Origin of the sequence: Pseudomonas sp. SB113 (assembly GCF_040754745.1) — a bacterium.
Taxonomy (GTDB): Bacteria; Pseudomonadota; Gammaproteobacteria; order Pseudomonadales; family Pseudomonadaceae; genus Aquipseudomonas; species Aquipseudomonas grimontii.
In genome coordinates, this window is sequence record NZ_JBFMHW010000001.1 from 540,381 (window position 1) to 558,571 (window position 18,191).

General features: G+C 60.4%; 16 protein-coding genes. 3 read left to right on the forward strand and 13 right to left on the reverse strand.

Going from position 1 to position 18,191, the window contains the following annotated elements:
* Window positions 1–19: 19 nt before the first annotated feature.
* The 5 genes from AB1462_RS02540 to pmbA all read right to left on the reverse strand — a co-directional run bounded on the left by AB1462_RS02540 (window position 20) and on the right by pmbA (window position 4,346).
* Window positions 20–631 (reverse strand): superoxide dismutase, encoded by a 612-nt coding sequence (locus AB1462_RS02540; protein WP_090409420.1) that lies wholly within the window; start codon window positions 629–631, stop codon window positions 20–22.
* Window position 632: 1 nt separating this feature from the next.
* A complete protein-coding gene (locus tag AB1462_RS02545) occupies window positions 633–1,061 on the reverse strand; it encodes a hypothetical protein (protein ID WP_315336827.1) in 429 nt (142 codons plus the stop codon).
* 27 nt (window positions 1,062–1,088) lie between these two features.
* A complete protein-coding gene (locus AB1462_RS02550) occupies window positions 1,089–2,465 on the reverse strand; it encodes a lyase family protein (RefSeq protein ID WP_090409425.1) in 1,377 nt (458 codons plus the stop codon).
* Window positions 2,458–2,853 carry a FagA protein gene (locus AB1462_RS02555; protein WP_090409426.1) on the reverse strand — a complete coding sequence of 132 codons (396 nt, stop codon included), beginning with the start codon at window positions 2,851–2,853 and terminating at the stop codon, window positions 2,458–2,460. The genes AB1462_RS02550 and AB1462_RS02555 overlap by 8 nt, the downstream gene beginning before the upstream one ends.
* A gap of 146 nt (window positions 2,854–2,999) precedes the next feature.
* The gene (gene pmbA, locus AB1462_RS02560; protein WP_090409428.1) at window positions 3,000–4,346 is read right to left on the reverse strand and encodes a metalloprotease PmbA; all 1,347 of its coding nucleotides are present in this window, start codon (window positions 4,344–4,346) and stop codon (window positions 3,000–3,002) included.
* 108 nt (window positions 4,347–4,454) lie between these two features.
* Between pmbA and yjgA the strand changes: the two genes are divergently transcribed.
* Window positions 4,455–4,976: a ribosome biogenesis factor YjgA gene (yjgA, locus tag AB1462_RS02565; protein WP_017138246.1), complete on the forward strand. Its 522-nt coding sequence runs from the start codon at window positions 4,455–4,457 to the stop codon at window positions 4,974–4,976.
* A gap of 45 nt (window positions 4,977–5,021) precedes the next feature.
* On the opposite strand, the gene tldD is transcribed toward yjgA, so the two are convergent.
* The 8 genes from tldD to mreB form a co-directional block, all read right to left on the reverse strand.
* Entirely contained in the window at window positions 5,022–6,464 is a 1,443-nt protein-coding gene (gene tldD / locus AB1462_RS02570; protein WP_090409429.1) for a metalloprotease TldD, read from the reverse strand.
* A gap of 16 nt (window positions 6,465–6,480) precedes the next feature.
* Window positions 6,481–7,329 carry a carbon-nitrogen hydrolase family protein gene (locus AB1462_RS02575; RefSeq protein WP_259192377.1) on the reverse strand — a complete coding sequence of 283 codons (849 nt, stop codon included), beginning with the start codon at window positions 7,327–7,329 and terminating at the stop codon, window positions 6,481–6,483.
* A 48-nt stretch (window positions 7,330–7,377) separates the two neighbouring features.
* Window positions 7,378–11,193: a YhdP family protein gene (locus AB1462_RS02580; protein WP_367246097.1), complete on the reverse strand. Its 3,816-nt coding sequence runs from the start codon at window positions 11,191–11,193 to the stop codon at window positions 7,378–7,380.
* A gap of 76 nt (window positions 11,194–11,269) precedes the next feature.
* Window positions 11,270–12,727: a ribonuclease G gene (gene rng, locus AB1462_RS02585; protein WP_010213134.1), complete on the reverse strand. Its 1,458-nt coding sequence runs from the start codon at window positions 12,725–12,727 to the stop codon at window positions 11,270–11,272.
* A gap of 70 nt (window positions 12,728–12,797) precedes the next feature.
* Window positions 12,798–13,394, reverse strand: a complete 597-nt coding sequence (locus AB1462_RS02590; protein WP_259192389.1) for a nucleoside triphosphate pyrophosphatase — start codon at window positions 13,392–13,394, stop codon at window positions 12,798–12,800.
* A 51-nt stretch (window positions 13,395–13,445) separates the two neighbouring features.
* Window positions 13,446–13,934 (reverse strand): rod shape-determining protein MreD, encoded by a 489-nt coding sequence (gene mreD / locus AB1462_RS02595; RefSeq protein ID WP_027604826.1) that lies wholly within the window; start codon window positions 13,932–13,934, stop codon window positions 13,446–13,448.
* Entirely contained in the window at window positions 13,934–15,043 is a 1,110-nt protein-coding gene (gene mreC, locus AB1462_RS02600) for a rod shape-determining protein MreC (protein WP_367246117.1), read from the reverse strand. The genes mreD and mreC overlap by 1 nt, the downstream gene beginning before the upstream one ends.
* 138 nt (window positions 15,044–15,181) lie before the next feature.
* Complete coding sequence (gene mreB / locus AB1462_RS02605; RefSeq protein WP_015093487.1) at window positions 15,182–16,219, reverse strand: rod shape-determining protein MreB; 1,038 nt, start codon at window positions 16,217–16,219, stop codon at window positions 15,182–15,184.
* Between the two features lie 210 nt (window positions 16,220–16,429).
* Between mreB and gatC the strand changes: the two genes are divergently transcribed.
* Window positions 16,430–16,717 carry an Asp-tRNA(Asn)/Glu-tRNA(Gln) amidotransferase subunit GatC gene (gene gatC / locus AB1462_RS02610; RefSeq protein WP_003171764.1) on the forward strand — a complete coding sequence of 96 codons (288 nt, stop codon included), beginning with the start codon at window positions 16,430–16,432 and terminating at the stop codon, window positions 16,715–16,717.
* A 16-nt stretch (window positions 16,718–16,733) separates the two neighbouring features.
* Entirely contained in the window at window positions 16,734–18,185 is a 1,452-nt protein-coding gene (gatA, locus tag AB1462_RS02615; RefSeq protein ID WP_259192453.1) for an Asp-tRNA(Asn)/Glu-tRNA(Gln) amidotransferase subunit GatA, read from the forward strand.
* The last annotated feature ends 6 nt before the right edge of the window (window positions 18,186–18,191 follow it).

The window sequence follows — 18,191 nt, forward strand, 5'->3', positions numbered from 1 at the left end:
CTTGTTATCGAGGTGAATGTCAGGCCAACGCAGCCTGATAGCGTGCGGCAACTTCCGGCCAGTTAATGACACTGTAGAAGGCATTGATGTATTCAGGGCGACGGTTCTGGTACCGCAGGTAATAAGCATGCTCCCAGACGTCCAAGCCGAGGATTGGCGTATTGCCATTCATCAGCGGGCTGTCCTGGTTGCCGCTGCTTTCCACTATTAAAGTCTTCTGCGGCGTGACGCTCAGCCAGGCCCAGCCGCTGCCAAAACGGGTCAAAGCAGCTTTGGTGAAGGCTTCCTTGAAACTGTCGAAACCACCGAGTTGCTCTTCAACGGCTTTTCCCAGCGCGCCGTCGGGCTTGCCGCCACCTTTAGGCGACATCACTGCCCAGAACAGCGAATGGTTGGCGTGGCCACCGCCTTGGTTAATCACAGCCGCACGCAGTTTCTCCGGTAATTGCTGCACGCTGGACACCAGCTTCTCCACTGGCCAATCCGCAAACTCGGTGCCCTCAACCGCCGCATTGAGGTTATTGATGTAGGTCTGGTGGTGCTTGGTGTAGTGAATCTCCATGGTTTGCGCATCGATATGCGGTTCCAGGGCATCGTAGGCATAGGGCAAGGCAGGCAAGGTGTAGGTCATATCAATGTGCTCCGTATTGAGACGTGGTCGGCTGCACCGCAGTACCGCCCAGTAAGCGATGGGTGCGCGGGTACTCGCCGTGATCGCTGATGAAATTCAGCAGTTCGACGTACGTCTTGCTGCTCTGGCGCAGGGCCGCTTCGCGTAGCTGCGGGCTCAGACGCTCGTCCTGCATGGTCTGCAGCAAGCGCTGATGGATAGCGCAGAGGTATTCGGCGCTTTCCTCGGGCTGATTCAGGCGCAGGTGCAAGTCCGCCAGGTTGTGATGGGAAATGACGCAAGCCGCCACTGCTTCGTCGGCATTCGCCCAGCGCTCGAACAGCACTTGAGCCAGGGCCAGGGCTTGCAGATAGGCCTCGCGAGCGTCAACCAATTCGCCCTGCATAAAACAGCGATTGGCCCGCTCGATCGTGCGCTTCCAGTGCTCCATGGTGAGCCTCCAAAGCAGGGTCGGTGATTACACGCCGCCAGCCGTGAGTTTTTCCGGATCCAACAGGATTTCCAGTTGGCTACGGGGCAGATCGGTGTGCTCAAGGGCCACATCAATCACCGGGCGGCCTTGCTGATAGGCCTTCTTGGCAATTTCAGCGGCCTTTTGGTAACCAATGATCGGGTTGAGTGCGGTAACCAGGATCGGGTTGCGCGACAACGCTTCCTTGAGCTTGGCTTCGTTGACCTTGAAGCTGGCGATCGCCTTGTCTGCCAGCAGACGGCTGGAATTGGCCAGCAACTCGAGGCTGCTGAGCAAATTCTGGGCAATGATCGGCAGCATCACGTTTAATTCAAAGTTGCCGGATTGGCCGGCAACGGTGATCACCGTGTCATTGCCGATGACTTGTGCAGCTACCATGGCGGTGGCTTCCGGAATCACCGGGTTGACCTTGCCTGGCATGATCGAGGACCCCGGTTGCAGTCCTTCCAGCTCGATTTCCCCCAGGCCGGCAAGTGGGCCCGAGTTCATCCAGCGCAGGTCGTTGGCGATTTTCATCAGCGAGACGGCGGTGGCCTTCAACTGGCCGGAGACGGCGACGGCAGTGTCCTGGGAGCCAATCAGCGCGAACAGGTTCTTGCCCGGCGTGAATTTCACGCCTGCCAGGCTGCTGAGTTGTTGACTGAAACGCGCGGCGAATTCCGGGTGCGCGTTAATCCCGGTACCCACCGCCGTACCACCCTGGGCCAAAGCCTGCAGGCTCGGCAGCAAATCTTGCAGATGGCCGATGTTGGCCTTGAGTTGCTGGGCCCAACCATTGAGCACCTGGCTCATGCGTACGGGCATGGCGTCCATCAGGTGCGTGCGGCCGGTCTTGATGAACGGGTGAACCTCTTCGGCCTTCTGCTCGATCACCTGCACCAGGTGCAGCAATGCTGGCAATGTCTGCTCATGTAACACCAGCGCTGCGCTGACGTGGATGGTGGTTGGGATGATGTCGTTGCTGCTTTGGCCACAGTTCACATGATCGTTGGGGTTGACCGCTTCGCCGAGCAAACGGCTGGCGAGCGTCGCAATCACTTCGTTGGCGTTCATATTGGAACTGGTGCCGGAGCCGGTCTGGAAGATGTCCACCGGGAAGTGCCGCATGTAATCGCCTTCGAGCAAGCCTTGGGCCGCGTCTACGATGGCTTTGCCCTGCCCTTCGCTGATCTGCTTGAGGTCGACGTTGACCTTGGCCGCCGCCGCCTTGGCCAGTATCAGCGCGCGAATGAATTGCGCCGGCATGCGTTGGTGGCTGATCGGAAAGTTGTTCACCGCGCGCTGGGTTTGCGCGCCGTACAAGGCCTCGGCGGGGACTTGCAGTTCGCCCATGCTGTCGCGTTCGATACGGGTGTTACTCATCGGAAGATCCTTGCACCAGGTCAGAAACGGAAATGGAAGGAAGCAATTCGCAGGTGGCCAATTGCCAGGCAAAGGTCTGCCAGCGCTTGAGGCGGCAGGCACAGTGAGAGAGTTTTTCCAGGTCGCTTAATGGGCGCCAGGCCTGGTCAAGGCACATGGAGCGCCAATGCCACGGCAGTGCAATATCGCTGGCGGTGTCGATCAGCAGGCGGAATGAGGTTTCAGCGATAGTCCACGGATGGGTCGCGGTGCAGCACGCCAGGTATCGGCCCTCATTGAGGTAATGTTCGATCAGGCGAGGCTCATTGGGATCCAGACCGCAGCGAATCTGACGACTCATCCAGCGCCAGCTTTCCAGATACGGATCCTCATGCAGGACAGAACTCATGATCCACACTCGCTCGGTAATGATATTTATTATTAAATGATATTGAGAATCAAAACAAGAGTGGCGCAGCAATCCGCCTGAAACCCGCTACAAAAAAAGGCGCGCCATCCGTAAGATGGCGCGCCTTTTGTGAAGCTGTCGCGGAATTAGCTGCCCGCGACGGTCATCCGCTCGATCAGGACCGAGCCTGTGCGAATATTACTGCGCAGCTCCAGGTCGTTTCCCACAGCAACGATCTGCTTGAACATATCGCGCATATTGCCGGCAATGGTCACTTCCTGGACAGCGAACTGAATCTCACCGTTTTCCACCCAGAAACCCGCCGCGCCACGAGAATAATCCCCAGTGACCATATTCAGGCCATGGCCCATCAGTTCGGTCACCAGCAGGCCACGTCCCATGCGCCGCAACAGCGCCGCCTGGTCTTCGTCACCATGGGTCACGAACAGGTTATGCACGCCACCGGCGTTCGCGGTACTGGGCAGTCCGAGTTTGCGGCCTGAATAGGTGCCGAGTACGTAAGACACCAGCTCACCATTTTCGACGAACGGCTTGGCATACGTGGCCAGGCCGTCCCCATCGAACGCCGAACTGCCCATGGCCCGCATCAAGTGCGGACGCTCATCGATGGTCAGCCACTCGGGAAACAACGTCTGGCCGATCGCCCCCTCAAGGAACGAGGACTTGCGATACAGATTGCCGCCGGAAATGGCCCCCAGGAAACTGCCAAACAAACCGCCTGCCAGTTCCGCCGAAAACAGCACAGGCACTTCACACGTCGGCACCGGGCGCGCGCCCAAGCGACTCGCGGCACGTTGTGCAGCACGTTGACCAATGCTGACCGGGTCTGCGAGCAATTCGCCCTGACGACTTACGTCGTACCAGTAATCACGCTGCATTTGGCCATTGGCCTCGGCGATCATCACGCAGCTCAAACTATGGCGAGTGGACGCATACCCCCCGATAAACCCGTGGCTGTTACCGTATACGCGACAGCCCTGGTGAGTGTTCAACGTGGTGCCATCGGCGTTCTTGATGCGGGCATCGGCATCGAACGCAGCCGCTTCGCAGGTCAGCGCCAGCTCGATGGCCCGTTCAGGCGTTATATCCCAGGCATGGAACAGATCGAAATCCTTCAAGTCCTTGGCCATCAGCGCCTTATCGGCCAAGCCCGAGCTTTCATCCTCGGAGGTGTGCTGGGCAATCGCCAACGCGGCGGCAACCGTTTCGCGAATCGCCTCCGGGCCGCTGGCCGACGTACTGGCCGAACCTTTACGCTGCCCCACGTACAAAGTGATGCCAAAGCCTTGGTCACGGTTGAATTCGACGGTTTCCACTTCCCGCTGGCGCACCGACGTCGACAGCCCCTGCTCCAGCGACACCGCCACTTCACAGGCACTGGCCCCCTGGCGCTTGGCCTCGGCAAGGATCTGCTCGACTTGTTCCTGCAGGGCCGGTAACGCTTGCGGACCGACGCTTTGGGCTGCACTCATGGTTTTCTCCACTCAAATTCTGCTTTCGGTTAAGGCCATCGAGCGACCGGGCCGGACAAGCGGCCCCCGACTGGTTATCATGGCGGCGTTTCTTTGCGGACTGCCACCATGGTTGATTCTTACGACGACTCCCTCGATGGGGAGAAAAGCAAAACCCAGGTCAAACGCGAGCTGCATGCGCTGGTTGACCTCGGCGAGCGCCTTACAACGCTCAAGAAAGACTTGATTGCAAAACTGCCACTGACCGACGAAATGCGCCGGGCGCTTGCGGATGCACCCAAGCACACCGCGAATATCGCGCGTAAACGGCACATCATGTTTATCGGCAAGCTGATGCGCGATCAGGACACTGACGCCATTCTCGCTTTGCTTGATCAAACCGATGCCTCCACTCGCCAGTACAACGAACGTTTCCATAACCTGGAACGTTGGCGTGACCGCCTGATCTCGGGCGATGACGCGGTGCTGGAGAAATTCGTGTTGGACTACCCGGACGCGGACCGCCAGCAACTGCGCTCCCTGATCCGTCAGGCCCAGCACGAGCAGGCGCATAACAAGGCGCCGGCCACCAGCCGTAAAATCTTCAAATACATCCGTGAGCTGGACGAGACTCAACGCGGCCTGCGTTGATGCCCTTCCCCGGGTGGCGGTCTTCGCCACCCGAAGCTCCACCCCTTACGACCCCGTACCACCCACGGTGATCGCATCAATTTTCAGCGTTGGCTGGCCGACACCTACCGGCACCGACTGCCCATCTTTCCCGCACATGCCCACACCACTGTCCAGGGCCAGGTCGTTGCCGACCATCGACACCTTGCTCATGGCTTCCGGGCCATTGCCAATCAACGTTGCCCCTTTGACCGGCGCAGTAATCTTGCCGTCTTCGATCAGGTACGCCTCGCTGGTGGAGAACACGAACTTGCCGCTGGTGATATCCACCTGGCCGCCGCCGAGGTTGGCGCAGTAGATGCCGCGCTTCACCGAAGCGATGATCTCCGCCGGGTCGCTTTCGCCACCGAGCATGTAGGTGTTGGTCATGCGGGGCATCGGCAGGTGCGCATAAGATTCGCGACGGCCATTACCGGTGCGCGCCACGCCCATCAGACGGGCATTGAGCTTGTCTTGCATGTAGCCCTTGAGCACACCGTTTTCAATCAAGGTGGTGCACTCGGTCGGCGTGCCTTCATCATCGACGCTCAGCGAGCCACGACGACCGGCCAGGGTGCCATCATCGACAATGGTGCAGAGCTTGGACGCAACCATCTCGCCCATACGCCCACTGTAGGCGGAACTGCCCTTGCGGTTGAAGTCGCCTTCCAGGCCATGACCCACGGCTTCGTGCAGCAATACGCCGGACCAGCCCGAGCCCAATACCACCGGCAATGTGCCGGCCGGCGCCGGAATAGCTTCCAGGTTTACCAACGCCTGGCGCAAAGCCTCACGGGCATAGCCCATCGCACGGTCGTCGGTGAGGAAGTAACGGTAGTCGGTACGCCCGCCGCCGCCATGACCACCGCGCTCGCGGCGACCGTTCTGCTCGACGATCACACTGACGTTGAAACGCACCAACGGCCGCACATCCGCCGCCAGGCCACCGTCGGTGGACGCCACCAGGATGCGTTCCCACACACCGGCCATGCTCACGGAGACCTGCTGGATACGCGGGTCCAGGGCGCGGGTGGCCGCATCGATACGCTTGAGCAGCTCGACCTTTTCCGCACGGCTGATCACTTCCAGAGGGTTGTCCGGCGCATATAACTGCGCCACGTCCTGGGTACTGAACGCCTGCACCGTGCCATTTTGGCCGGCACGGGAGATCGAACGCGCGGCACGCGCAGCGAGGCCCAGCGCCTCCAGGGTGATCGCGTTACTGTAGGCAAAACCGGTCTTTTCACCGGATTGCGCGCGTACGCCTACACCTTGGTCAAGATTGAAACTGCCTTCCTTGACGATGCCATCTTCCAGGGCCCAGGACTCGGAGATCTGCCCCTGGAAATACAGGTCCGCTGCATCGATGCCCGGCCCGGCCAGATCGCCGAGCACGGTTTGCAAGCTTTCGATGGTCACGCCACCGGGTGCCAGGAGGTGTTCACTGACTGAGGACAACAACTCGCTCATAGGTTTGGCCTTAAATTCATCGTTCTGAAGCAGGCCGCTGTGCGCCCTGCGAGAAAAAGCGCCGATGGTTGACCACCGGCATGCGCGCCCGTATCGACGCCTGTTCACTGCTATTGCGTTCGGCCAGCAACACCGCTTCGCCTTGATCCTGTTGTGTCAGCACCTGGCCCCATGGGTCGACGATAGACGCATGACCATAGGTTTCCCGTGGCCCTGGATGTACACCGCCCTGGGCGGCCGCCAGCAGGTAACACTGGGTTTCGATGGCCCGCGCACGAATCAGTACATCCCAGTGGGCGGCACCGGTCACGGCAGTAAAGGCCGAGGGCGCGGTAATCAATTCAGCCCCCGCCGCGCGCAGCTCGCTGTACAGCTCGGGGAAGCGCAGGTCGTAACATACCGTCAGGCCCAAACGGCCGACCGGCGTATCCGCCACCACCACGTTGTTCCCGAAAGCATAGTCATCGGACTCCCGATAGCGACCCCGGGCATCCGCCACATCCACATCAAACAAATGCAGCTTGTCGTAACGGGCAACGACTTCGCCGCAATCATCGATCAGCAGCGAGCAGGCATTGGATTTGGCGTGCGGTTGATCCTTGGGCGGCAACGGCAGTGTGCCAGCCACTATCCATAAGGTGAGGTCGCGGGCGGTCTGTTTCAACCATGGCAGGATCGGACCTTCACCCAGCGCCTCGGCACGACCAATATCCACCACGTCGCGGCGGCCCATGGCGGCAAAGTTTTCCGGCAGCACCGCCAGCTTCGCACCGCCGGCCGCCGCTCGTTCCAACAAGCGCCGGGCCTGGGCCAGATTGGCCAGCACATCGCTTTGGCTGACCATTTGAATTACCGCAAAGGACATGGGCCGATACTCCGCAAAAGGCATGCGGCCATGCTACTCCACAGGCTCTCAGTTTGGTTTTTCAAATGGTTTGTCGAAGGTGATTTTTGGATCCTTCCAAGGGCCTTCCACCTTGTATTGCACGCTGGCGAAACGCGAAACACGGTCACCGATCAGCTTGTCGATCAGGAACAGTGCGCCACCAATCGCCGGCGCACCCACGATCAGCGCGGCAATCGGCAGGTTGTTGGTCACCGGCAACGTCACCAGCAACTTGGCATCGACACGATCAGCCACCAGGTCCAGTGTGCCATTGAGCTCCAGGTTACTCGACGGGCCGGTCATGGTGATCGGCTCGCGCGTCACGAACACACCATTGCTGGCGGCCAATTGACCCTTGACGCGGTCATAACTCAAGCCTTTGCCCAGCAAGTCGGAGAAGTCCAGGCGCAGCCGGCGCCCAATGGAATTGAAGTTGAGCAGGCCGAACACCCGCAGTGCCTGGGCGCCACCTTCCACCTCAACAAACTGACCCTTACGGAACGTCGCATCCAGGCTGCCGGAGAAACGTTTAGGCCCGACCCAGGCCGGCGAACCCGGCCAACGCCCATCCACGTCCAAGTGGAAGTCCTCGCTGGTTACCGTGGGCGCATAGCCCCAGCCTTTGAGTACATCGGCGATGTTCTTGCCGTCCAGGCGGCCCTTGTACCAACTGCTGCTGTCACCCGGAACCCCTTCCCATCCGCCGGCGCCCTTAAGTTGCATGCCCTTGAGGCCCAGGTCCAGATTATTGAAGGCCAGGCCTTTGGCAGTGGGTCGGATCTTGAGTGACCAGGCGCCTATCAGGTCCGGCCCCTGAAACAGTTGGTCAATAGCAATATCCAGCGCCGGAATATCCTTGGGATCAATACTGGCCAACGGATCCGGTGCATTTTCATCAGCCTGTACCGTCGGGTCCACCGCCGGCAGCTTCACATATTGCAGGTTGACCGCAATCGGCGCGCCCTTGGCATCCGGCAAGTTCACGGCACCCTTGGCCTGCTGGCTGTCGAACTGTAAGCCCCAGGCAGCGGACTTTCGATCCAGCAACAGGTTGACCTGATCGAACTGGGTACCCAGGCCGGTGAGCTTGCCAATCTTGAATTCGGCACCGCTCAGCAGTTGCTTGGCACTGCCACCAGGGTCATTGCCAGCATACTGGTTCACCAGTTTTTTCCACGGGTCGACATCCAGTTCCGAGAGCACGCCACGGATGCGCAAGCCCTTGGCTGCTGGCAGTACGGCATCGCCATCGCCGAGGAACAACTCGCCACGGCCGTCATTGAGTTTGTCCGGCGGTGCGGCAAAGGTGAAGTTGGCCAACTCACCGTAATCAAACCAATAGCGGCGTTCAGCTCCCTGCAAGGTCATGCGAAATACGCTGTCACGTCCCTGGCTGGCCGGCATGCCGAACGGCGCAGGCAAGTCCACCGCAACGCCCTTGAGGTTGGAGCTGACCATCAGTTGGCTGTCGGCACCGTCCAGATTGAGCTGCAACTGATATGAAATATCACCGGACACCGGCAACGGCTGGCTGACTTTCAACCAATCCGTCAGGCGCTTGACCGTCACCTGCCCCCTGGCGGCGACACGGGTGCTGATGTTGCCCGGCTTGCCATCGGCAAAGATCTGCGCGGTGATCGGCCGGTCAAATGCCTGGGCTGTAATCTTTTCGCCGCTCAGGCCTTTGGCGCTATCGAAGCGGAAACTGCCCTTGAGCTGCGTCAGGTCCAAGGGCGGTTCCGCCAATTGCAGACGGGCCTTATCTGTCTGGAAATCCACCACGATCTTGGGTTCGATGCCCTTGACCAGCGGAACGTCCAGATCCAGTGAACCTTGCAGGTCTCCTTCGCCTTTCCAGCCGGCGAAGGTGGATGCAGTACCAATTGGCGCATCCTGGAGGATCCTCAGCCCATCACCCAGGCCACCGGCAAAACCACCGGTCAGCAGCAGATGGCTTTCCTTTCCGGACGGCGCGTGGGGAATATTGACGTAGACGTCCTTGACCTTGGTGTCGAGCAACTGCCCCTTGCTGGCCAGGATGCGCACGCCAGTCTCTTCGACAAACACTTCACCATTGACCTTGTTCACATGGGGCCAGCCCGGCTGGAACGCCAGTTCGGCGTCATGCACCTTGAAAAACAGGCTGATATTGCGCGCGGCCGGCAACGCGTCGTGGTTCAGCGACCCCTGGTACTGGAAGAACCCCTGATCCACTGCGCCCTTGAGAATCGCCGTGCGCAGCCACTCATCCAACGCGGGACTCAGCACGGCCGGCAGGTATTTAGGGGTAAAGCGTCCATCACCATCGACCATACCGACCCGCAGGTCCATATAATCTTCCTGGCTTTGGTCGAAATGCAGGCGAATCAGGAAATCGGCGGCGATCTTGCCTTCTTCCCCCAGCACCTTGATATACGGGGCGATCAGGGTGAAGCCTTCTTTATCCAGCTTCCACGTCAGGCGGGCATTAGCCTGAAGGTACTGCCAGGGCTTAGCAAATATCGGATCGAGGTGCAGGGAGAAATCCTTGCTGTCCATGCGCAACTCGCCATGGCCCAGGTCGCCGCTGATGCTGCCGGAAACGTTGCGCGCGGCCGGTGCACCGAAGTAAGCGTCAAACCCGACCCGCTCCAGGTTGGCGGCAAAGCTGACTTTTTGATCGGTAGTGTCCTGAGGACGGAAATCCACCAGCACATTACGCAGCAGGCCGGTGGCCTTCAGATGCTCGACGGTCTTGGCGACGCCTTCCGGCAGCGGTGCCAGGGCGTTGAGCAACGGTGTGATGGGGGTCAGGTCGAGGCGATCAGCCTGCAGCTGCCAGGCTTCCTGGTCCTTGTCGGTAGCCAGGGTCTGCTGCAATTGCAGGCGCGATTCCCATCGGGTCTCGCCCAGGTTCATCGCCAAGGAGTCAAACAACACCTTCAAGCCGGTATCACTGCGCTGCAGATAGGCCGTGAGTGCAAGGTTTTCGATATGGACCGGCTTGCGCTCGGCGTAGCTGCCCTTCACTTGCGGCGAGTTGAGGCGCACTACCGCACTTTGCACAGTGCCTTTACCCCAGTTCAGCCAGAACTCACCGCCAGCCTTGAACTGCGTGAGTTTCCACTGCTGGGTCAGCCTGGCGGGAATCCACTTGGCCCAGTCGCTCTGCGGCAGGCTCAGGTAGGCCTGGACTTCGGCGTCCTTCCACTGGCTCGCGCGAATGCGGCTGCGCAGGCTCAGGGCAAGGGGCTGGCCGTCGGGCAAGGTCAGGCGAACGTCCAGGCGCTGGCGGGTGACGCCCGTGTGCAGGCTCAAGCCTACATACGTCAGGGTCAGCGGGGCCTGGTCGAGCGGTTGCAGGGTGACCTGGCTGTCGAGCAGCGACACGCGCTTGACCATCTGCATGCGCTTGAGCAATTGCTCAGGATCCAGCGGCTGGTCGTCCTGCATCGGCAGGCCTTGCAGCGCCCAATGGCCGTCCTTGTCTTCCTTGGCGCTCAGTTGCAGGCCACTGACTTCCAGGTGCGCAATACGTACTTCGCGCGCCATCAGGCTGGACCACATGTCCGGCACCACTTCAACCTGGTCCAGGCGCAAGGCACTGCTGCCCTCGCCGACCATCACGTCGTGGGCCAGCAACACGGGCGCGAAGCCGCTCCAACGGCCTTCGAGGCTGCCGATGTGCACAGGCATGTCCACCGCAGCCTGGGCCTTGGCTTCGATTTCCGCGCGGTATTCGGCCACCAGCGGGGTCAATTCACGACCAAGGCTCACATACACCGCCGCCAATACCAGAAGCAAGGCGCACAGGCCGAGGCCCCAACGGGTCAAAGCGGCAAAAAAGCGTATCAGACGCTCCATGTCAGGCGACCCTCAAGGCAGTAGTCGGACTGCAGATCAAGGTCTGCGAGTCTCGTAAAAAGAAAGCGAATGGGGATCAGAGCAGCACCACGTCGTATTGTTCCTGGGAGTACATGGTTTCGACCTGGAAGCGAATCGTACGTCCGATAAAACCCTCCAGTTCAGCCACGTTACCGGACTCCTCATCCAGCAGGCGGTCAACCACTTTCTGGTTGGCAAGCACTCTATAGCCTTCGGCCTGATAGGCCCGTGCCTCTCGTAAGATTTCCCGGAAAATCTCGTAGCAAACCGTTTCCGGGGTCTTCAACTTGCCACGGCCCTGGCAACTGCTGCACGGCTCGCACAGCACCTGCTCCAGGCTCTCGCGGGTGCGCTTGCGGGTCATCTGCACCAGGCCCAGCTCGGTGATACCGATGATATTGGTCTTGGCGTGGTCGCGCTCCAGCTGCTTTTCGAGCGTGCGCAGCACCTGGCGCTGGTGCTCTTCATCTTCCATGTCGATGAAGTCGATGATGATGATGCCGCCCAGGTTACGCAGGCGCAGTTGGCGGGCAATCGCCGTGGCGGCTTCGAGATTGGTCTTGAAGATGGTTTCTTCAAGGTTGCGATGGCCAACAAACGCGCCGGTGTTGACGTCGATGGTGGTCATGGCTTCCGCCGGGTCCACCACCAGGTAGCCACCGGACTTGAGCGGTACCTTGCGTTCCAGGGCTTTCTGGATTTCGTCCTCGACGCCATACAGGTCGAAGATCGGCCGTTCACCAGGGTAGTGCTCCAGGCGGTCGGCAATTTCCGGCATCAGCTCGGCAACAAACTGCGTGGTGCGCTGGAAGGTTTCCCGCGAGTCGATGCGGATTTTCTCAATCTTGGGGCTGACCAGGTCGCGCAAGGTGCGCAGGGCCAGGCCCAGGTCTTCGTAGATCACACTCGGCGCGCCGATGGTCTTGATCTGTGCGCCGATCTGGTCCCACAAACGCCGCAGGTAGCGAATGTCCATGAGGATTTCGTCAGCACCGGCGCCCTCGGCGGCGGTGCGCAGGATAAAACCACCCGCTTCCTTGATGCCTTCGGCGGCCACGCAGTCGCTGACCACCTTTTTCAGGCGCTCGCGCTCGGCTTCGTCTTCAATCTTCAGGGAGATGCCGACATGGGCGGTGCGCGGCATGTAAACCAGGTAGCGCGAAGGAATCGACAGCTGAGTCGTCAGCCGCGCCCCCTTGGAGCCGATGGGGTCCTTGGTGACTTGCACCACCAGGCTTTGCCCCTCATGCACCAAGGCACTGATGCTTTCCACCGCCGGCCCTTCGCGCAGGGAGATCTCCGAGGCGTGGATAAACGCCGCCCGGTCCAGGCCGATGTCGACAAATGCCGCCTGCATCCCCGGCAACACCCGCACCACCTTGCCCTTGTAGATATTGCCGACGATCCCGCGCTTTTGGGTGCGCTCGACATGCACTTCTTGCAGAACACCGTTCTCTACCACCGCCACGCGCGATTCCATCGGCGTGATATTGATCAGAATCTCTTCACTCATGGCTGGGTCTCGTTCAGGCGTTTTCACAATAGTGACCGGTCGCTTAAGGCTGGGCGCTGGAGTAACGCGTTCAGCGCGCGGTAAGGTTTTGCCAACAGGGTATGCCGAATTGGTCGAGCAGTAGCGCGGTTTCGCACACCGGCAGCCCTACCACGGCGGAATAGCTGCCGTTGAGCCCGGCCACAAACACCGACCCAAGCCCTTGAATAGCATAGCCGCCCGCCTTGTCCTGGGGTTCGCCACTGTGCCAGTAGGTTGTAGCCTCCTCGACAGAAATCCCACGAAAAAGTACACGACTACTGACACATCGGGTTTCACAGCGCGGGCCGTCGGTGAGCGCGATGGCGGTGAGGACTTCATGCTCACGCCCAGCCAAAGCCATCAACATCGCCAGGGCATCAGCCTGGTCCACCGGCTTGCCAAGGATCTGGCCGTCCACAACCACCGCCGTATCGGCGCCCAGTACGCAAGCACCTGGGGTTTCCCCAAGCGCAGCAAATCCCGCCGCCGCCTTGCCGCGCGCAAGACGCTCAACATAGGCAACAGCCGATTCATTGGTAAGGGAAGTTTCATCGATAGCGGCGCTGACCACGGTGAAAGGCACACCGATCTGGGTCAGCAGTTCACGCCGTCTCGGGGAGCCTGAGGCCAGATAAAGCGAATTCATTGCAGGCTCTCCCTGTGGAGTTCGATAACCAGGCAGAGCCTCGCAATCCATTCAATTGATTTTATAGCGACGACGTAACCCGCGCAGGCCGAAACTGATCCACGGCCACAGCAGCGCACTGACCAGGGCCGGCAACACCAGCGCCAGGGTTGGCTGGCGGTTACCGGTCAAGGCACTGAGCCACAGCTGTACCAACTGCGCCAGGCCGAAGATCACCAGGATCACCAGGCATTGCTGCCACATCGGGAACATCCGCAGGCGCTGCTGCAACGACAGCACCAGGAAGGTGATCAGGGTCAGGATCAACGCGTTCTGGCCCAGCAAGGTGCCATACAGCACATCTTCCGCCAAGCCCAGGAACATGGCGGTAACCATGCCCACTTTATGCGGCAGGTTCAGCGACCAGAATGCCAGCAGCAATGCCAGCCAGAGCGGACGCAGGATCTCCATGAACTGCGGCAGCGGCGAAACGCTGAGCAGCAGGCCGATGGCGAATGTCAGCCAGACGATCCAGCCATTGCTCGAATGAGTACCGGCCATTATTCCTCCCTCTGCCGTGTGGTTGCCGGGGCTGCGGCTGGAGGCTTCGCAGCGGGCGTCGTGGTGGCAGGTGGTTTCGCTGCAGTCCGCTTCACCGGGTGCACGCTATGGGCCGCCGGCTTGACCGGTGTGGCCACAGGCGCAGTAGCTGCCGGAGTTGCCGCCGGTACAACGGGGGTAGTCGACTGAGGCTTGGGCACGGTCGCGGGAATGATCGGCGCAGTGCCGTTCTTCTTGTCTTCCGCTTCCTGGGCCTGGGCGGCGTCGTTGGCGCGCTCTTCCGGAGTGCGATTGTCGCTGAACACCAGCAACAGGTAGCGGCTGCGGTTCAGGGCGGCAGTGGGCACGGCGCGCACAATGGCGAATGGCTGGCCGGAATCGTGGATCACTTCCTTGACCGTTGCCACCGGGTAACCCGCCGGGAAGCGCTGGCCCAGGCCGGAGCTGACCAACAGGTCGCCTTCCTTGATGTCGGCCGTGTCCGCGACGTGACGCAATTCCAGGCGCTCAGGGTTGCCGGTGCCGCTGGCGATCGCGCGCAAGCCGTTACGGTTCACCTGCACCGGAATGCTGTGGGTGGTGTCCGTCAGCAACAGGACCCGCGAGGTGTAGGGCATCAACTCTACGACCTGCCCCATCAGTCCCCGAGCATCCAGTACCGGCTGACCAAGGACCACTCCGTCACGTTCACCCTTGTTGATGATGATGCGATGGGTAAAGGGGTTGGGATCCATGCCGATCAATTCGGCCACTTCGACCTTTTCGTTGACCAACGCGGAAGAGTTGAGCAACTCGCGCAGCCGAACGTTCTGCTCGGTGAGGGCCGCCAGCTTTTGCATGCGCCCCTGCAACAGCAGGTTTTCGGTCTTGAGTTTTTCGTTCTCGGCAACCAGCTCGGTGCGGCTGCCAAATTGGCTGGCCACGCCCTGGTAGAGACGTTGCGGCAGGTCGGTGATCCAGTAGGTCTGCATCAACACCAGCGACATTTGGCTACGCACCGGCTTGAGCAGTGCAAAGCGGGCATCGACCACCATCAATGCGACCGAAAGCACGACCAGCACCAATAAGCGCACGCCCAATGAGGGGCCTTTGGCGAAAAGCGGTTTAATAAGCCGCTCCTCCCAGGCAAATATTCTCTTTATTCATACGGCATCTAACCGGCCTGGATGCAGATTGAAGAAGATAAACGCCAACAGGCAGCACTGCAAAGTGCTGCCTGTGGGCGAAACATGGTGCAACCAACGATCTTATTCGCTGGAGAGCAGGTCCATGGTGTGTTTATCCATCATTTCCAGTGCACGACCACCGCCACGGGCAACGCAGGTCAGCGGGTCTTCGGCGACGATCACCGGCAGGCCGGTTTCCTGGGCCAGCAATTTGTCGAGGTCGCGCAACAAGGCGCCACCACCGGTCAACACCAGGCCTCGCTCGGCGATGTCGGAAGCCAGTTCCGGCGGCGATTGCTCCAGGGCACTCTTCACAGCCTGAACGATGGTGGCCAGGGACTCTTGCAGAGCTTCCAGCACTTCATTGGAGTTCAGGGTGAAGGCACGTGGAACGCCTTCGGCCAGGTTGCGACCGCGAACATCGACTTCGCGAATTTCGCCGCCCGGGTAAGCGGTACCGATTTCCTGCTTGATGCGCTCGGCGGTGGATTCGCCGATCAGGCTGCCGTAGTTGCGACGCACATAAGTGATGATCGCTTCGTCGAAGCGGTCGCCGCCGACACGTACGGATTCGGCATACACCACACCGTTCAGGGAAATCAGGGCGATTTCAGTGGTACCACCACCGATATCCACCACCATCGAACCGCGGGCTTCTTCAACCGGCAGGCCGGCACCGATCGCAGCAGCCATCGGCTCTTCGATCAGGAACACTTCGCGGGCACCGGCGCCAAGGGCCGATTCACGGATGGCACGACGCTCCACCTGGGTGGACTTGCACGGGACGCAGATCAGCACACGAGGGCTGGGCTGCAGGAAACTGTTTTCGTGAACTTTGTTGATGAAGTACTGCAGCATCTTCTCGCAGACACTGAAGTCGGCGATCACGCCGTCTTTCATCGGACGAATGGCAGCAATATTGCCTGGTGTTCGGCCGAGCATGCGCTTGGCCTCGGTGCCGACGGCAACGACACTTTTCTGATTACCATGGGTCCGAATGGCCACAACCGATGGCTCATTCAGGACGATACCGCGCTCGCGCACGTAAATAAGGGTGTTGGCAGTGCCCAGGTCAATGGAAAGATCGCTGGAAAACATGCCACGCAGTTTCTTGAACATGGGGAAAGGACCCTAGGCAACGCGTGGGTAAAAAAGTGCGGCAAACTCTAACAACGACAGGGATTTTGGGCAAGGCGCCAATGTGCTAAATTGGCCGACTTTCTGTGCACCAACCCCCACAATCGCGGCCGTAAGACCGTAGAAATGCGGTAGTGTTCCGACAATCTAACACACGGACAGCCTCCGTTCTGTTTTCCACTGGAGATTCCCATGGCGCTTGAACGCTCCGACGTGGAAAAAATCGCTCATCTGGCCTCGCTTGGCCTGAATGAAGCCGATCTTCCACAGACCACCGCAGCCCTGAACAGCATTCTAGGGCTGGTTGACCAAATGCAGGCCGTGAATACCGACGGCATCGAGCCCCTGGCTCACCCGCTGGAAGCCAGCCAGCGCCTGCGCGCAGACGTCGTGACCGAGCGCAATAATCGCGAGGCCTACCAGTCCATCGCGCCAGCGGTCGAAAACGGCCTGTACCTGGTTCCGAAAGTCATCGACTAAAGGGAAAGAGCCTGCAATGCATCACATGACTCTGGCCGAGATCGCCCGCGGTCTCGCCGACAAAAAGTTTTCTTCCGAAGAGCTGACCAAGACCCTGCTTGCGCGCATCGCCGAGCTGGATCCCAAGGTCAACAGCTTCATCAGCCTCACCGAAGAGCTGGCCTTGAGCCAGGCCAAGGCTGCGGATGTACGCCGCGCCAACGGTGAAAACGGTGCCCTGCTGGGTGCACCTATCGCCCACAAGGACCTGTTCTGCACCCAGGGCATTCGCACCAGCTGCGGCTCGAAGATGCTCGACAACTTCAAGGCGCCCTACGACGCCACCGTGGTATCCAAGCTGGCCGCTGCCGGGGCCGTGACCCTGGGCAAGACCAACATGGACGAATTCGCCATGGGGTCGGCCAACGAGTCGAGCTACTACGGCGCAGTCAAGAACCCGTGGAACCTGGAACACGTGCCCGGCGGTTCGTCCGGCGGTTCGGCTGCGGCCGTTGCCGCGCGCTTCCTGCCGGCCGCCACGGCCACCGACACCGGCGGCTCGATCCGCCAGCCGGCGGCCTTCACCAACCTCACCGGCCTGAAGCCGACCTACGGTCGCGTTTCCCGTTGGGGCATGATCGCCTACGCCTCCAGCCTCGATCAGGGCGGCACCCTGGCCCGCACGGCCGAAGACTGCGCAATTTTGTTACAAGGCATGGCAGGCTTCGACGCCCAGGACTCCACCAGCATCGATGAACCGGTGCCGGACTACAGCGCCAGCCTCAATACCTCGCTCAAGGGCCTGCGCATCGGCGTGCCGAAGGAATACTTCAGCGCCGGTCTCGACCCGCGCATCGCCGAATTGGTGCACAACAGCGTCAAGGAGCTGGAAAAGCTCGGCGCGGTGATCAAGGAAATCAGCCTGCCGAACAACCAGCATGCGATTCCTGCCTACTACGTGATCGCGCCGGCAGAAGCCTCCTCCAACCTGTCGCGTTTCGACGGCGTGCGCTTCGGCTACCGCTGCGAAAACCCGAAGGACCTGACCGACCTGTACAAACGCTCCCGAGGTGAAGGCTTCGGTGCCGAAGTTCAACGCCGGATCATGGTCGGTGCCTACGCCCTGTCGGCCGGCTATTACGACGCGTACTACCTCAAGGCGCAAAAAATCCGGCGCCTGATCAAGAACGACTTCATGGCTGCCTTTGAAGAAGTCGACGTGATCCTCGGCCCAACCACGCCGAACCCGGCCTGGAAAATCGGCGCCAAGACCGGCGACCCGATTGCCGAGTACCTGGAAGACCTCTACACCATCACCGCCAACCTCGCGGGCCTGCCGGGCTTGTCCATGCCTGCCGGTTTCGTCGATGGCCTGCCGGTGGGCGTGCAATTGCTCGCCCCGTATTTCCAGGAAGGCCGCCTGCTCAATGTGGCGCACCAGTACCAGTTGAACACCGACTGGCACACTCGCACCCCTACCGGCTTCTGAGGAAAA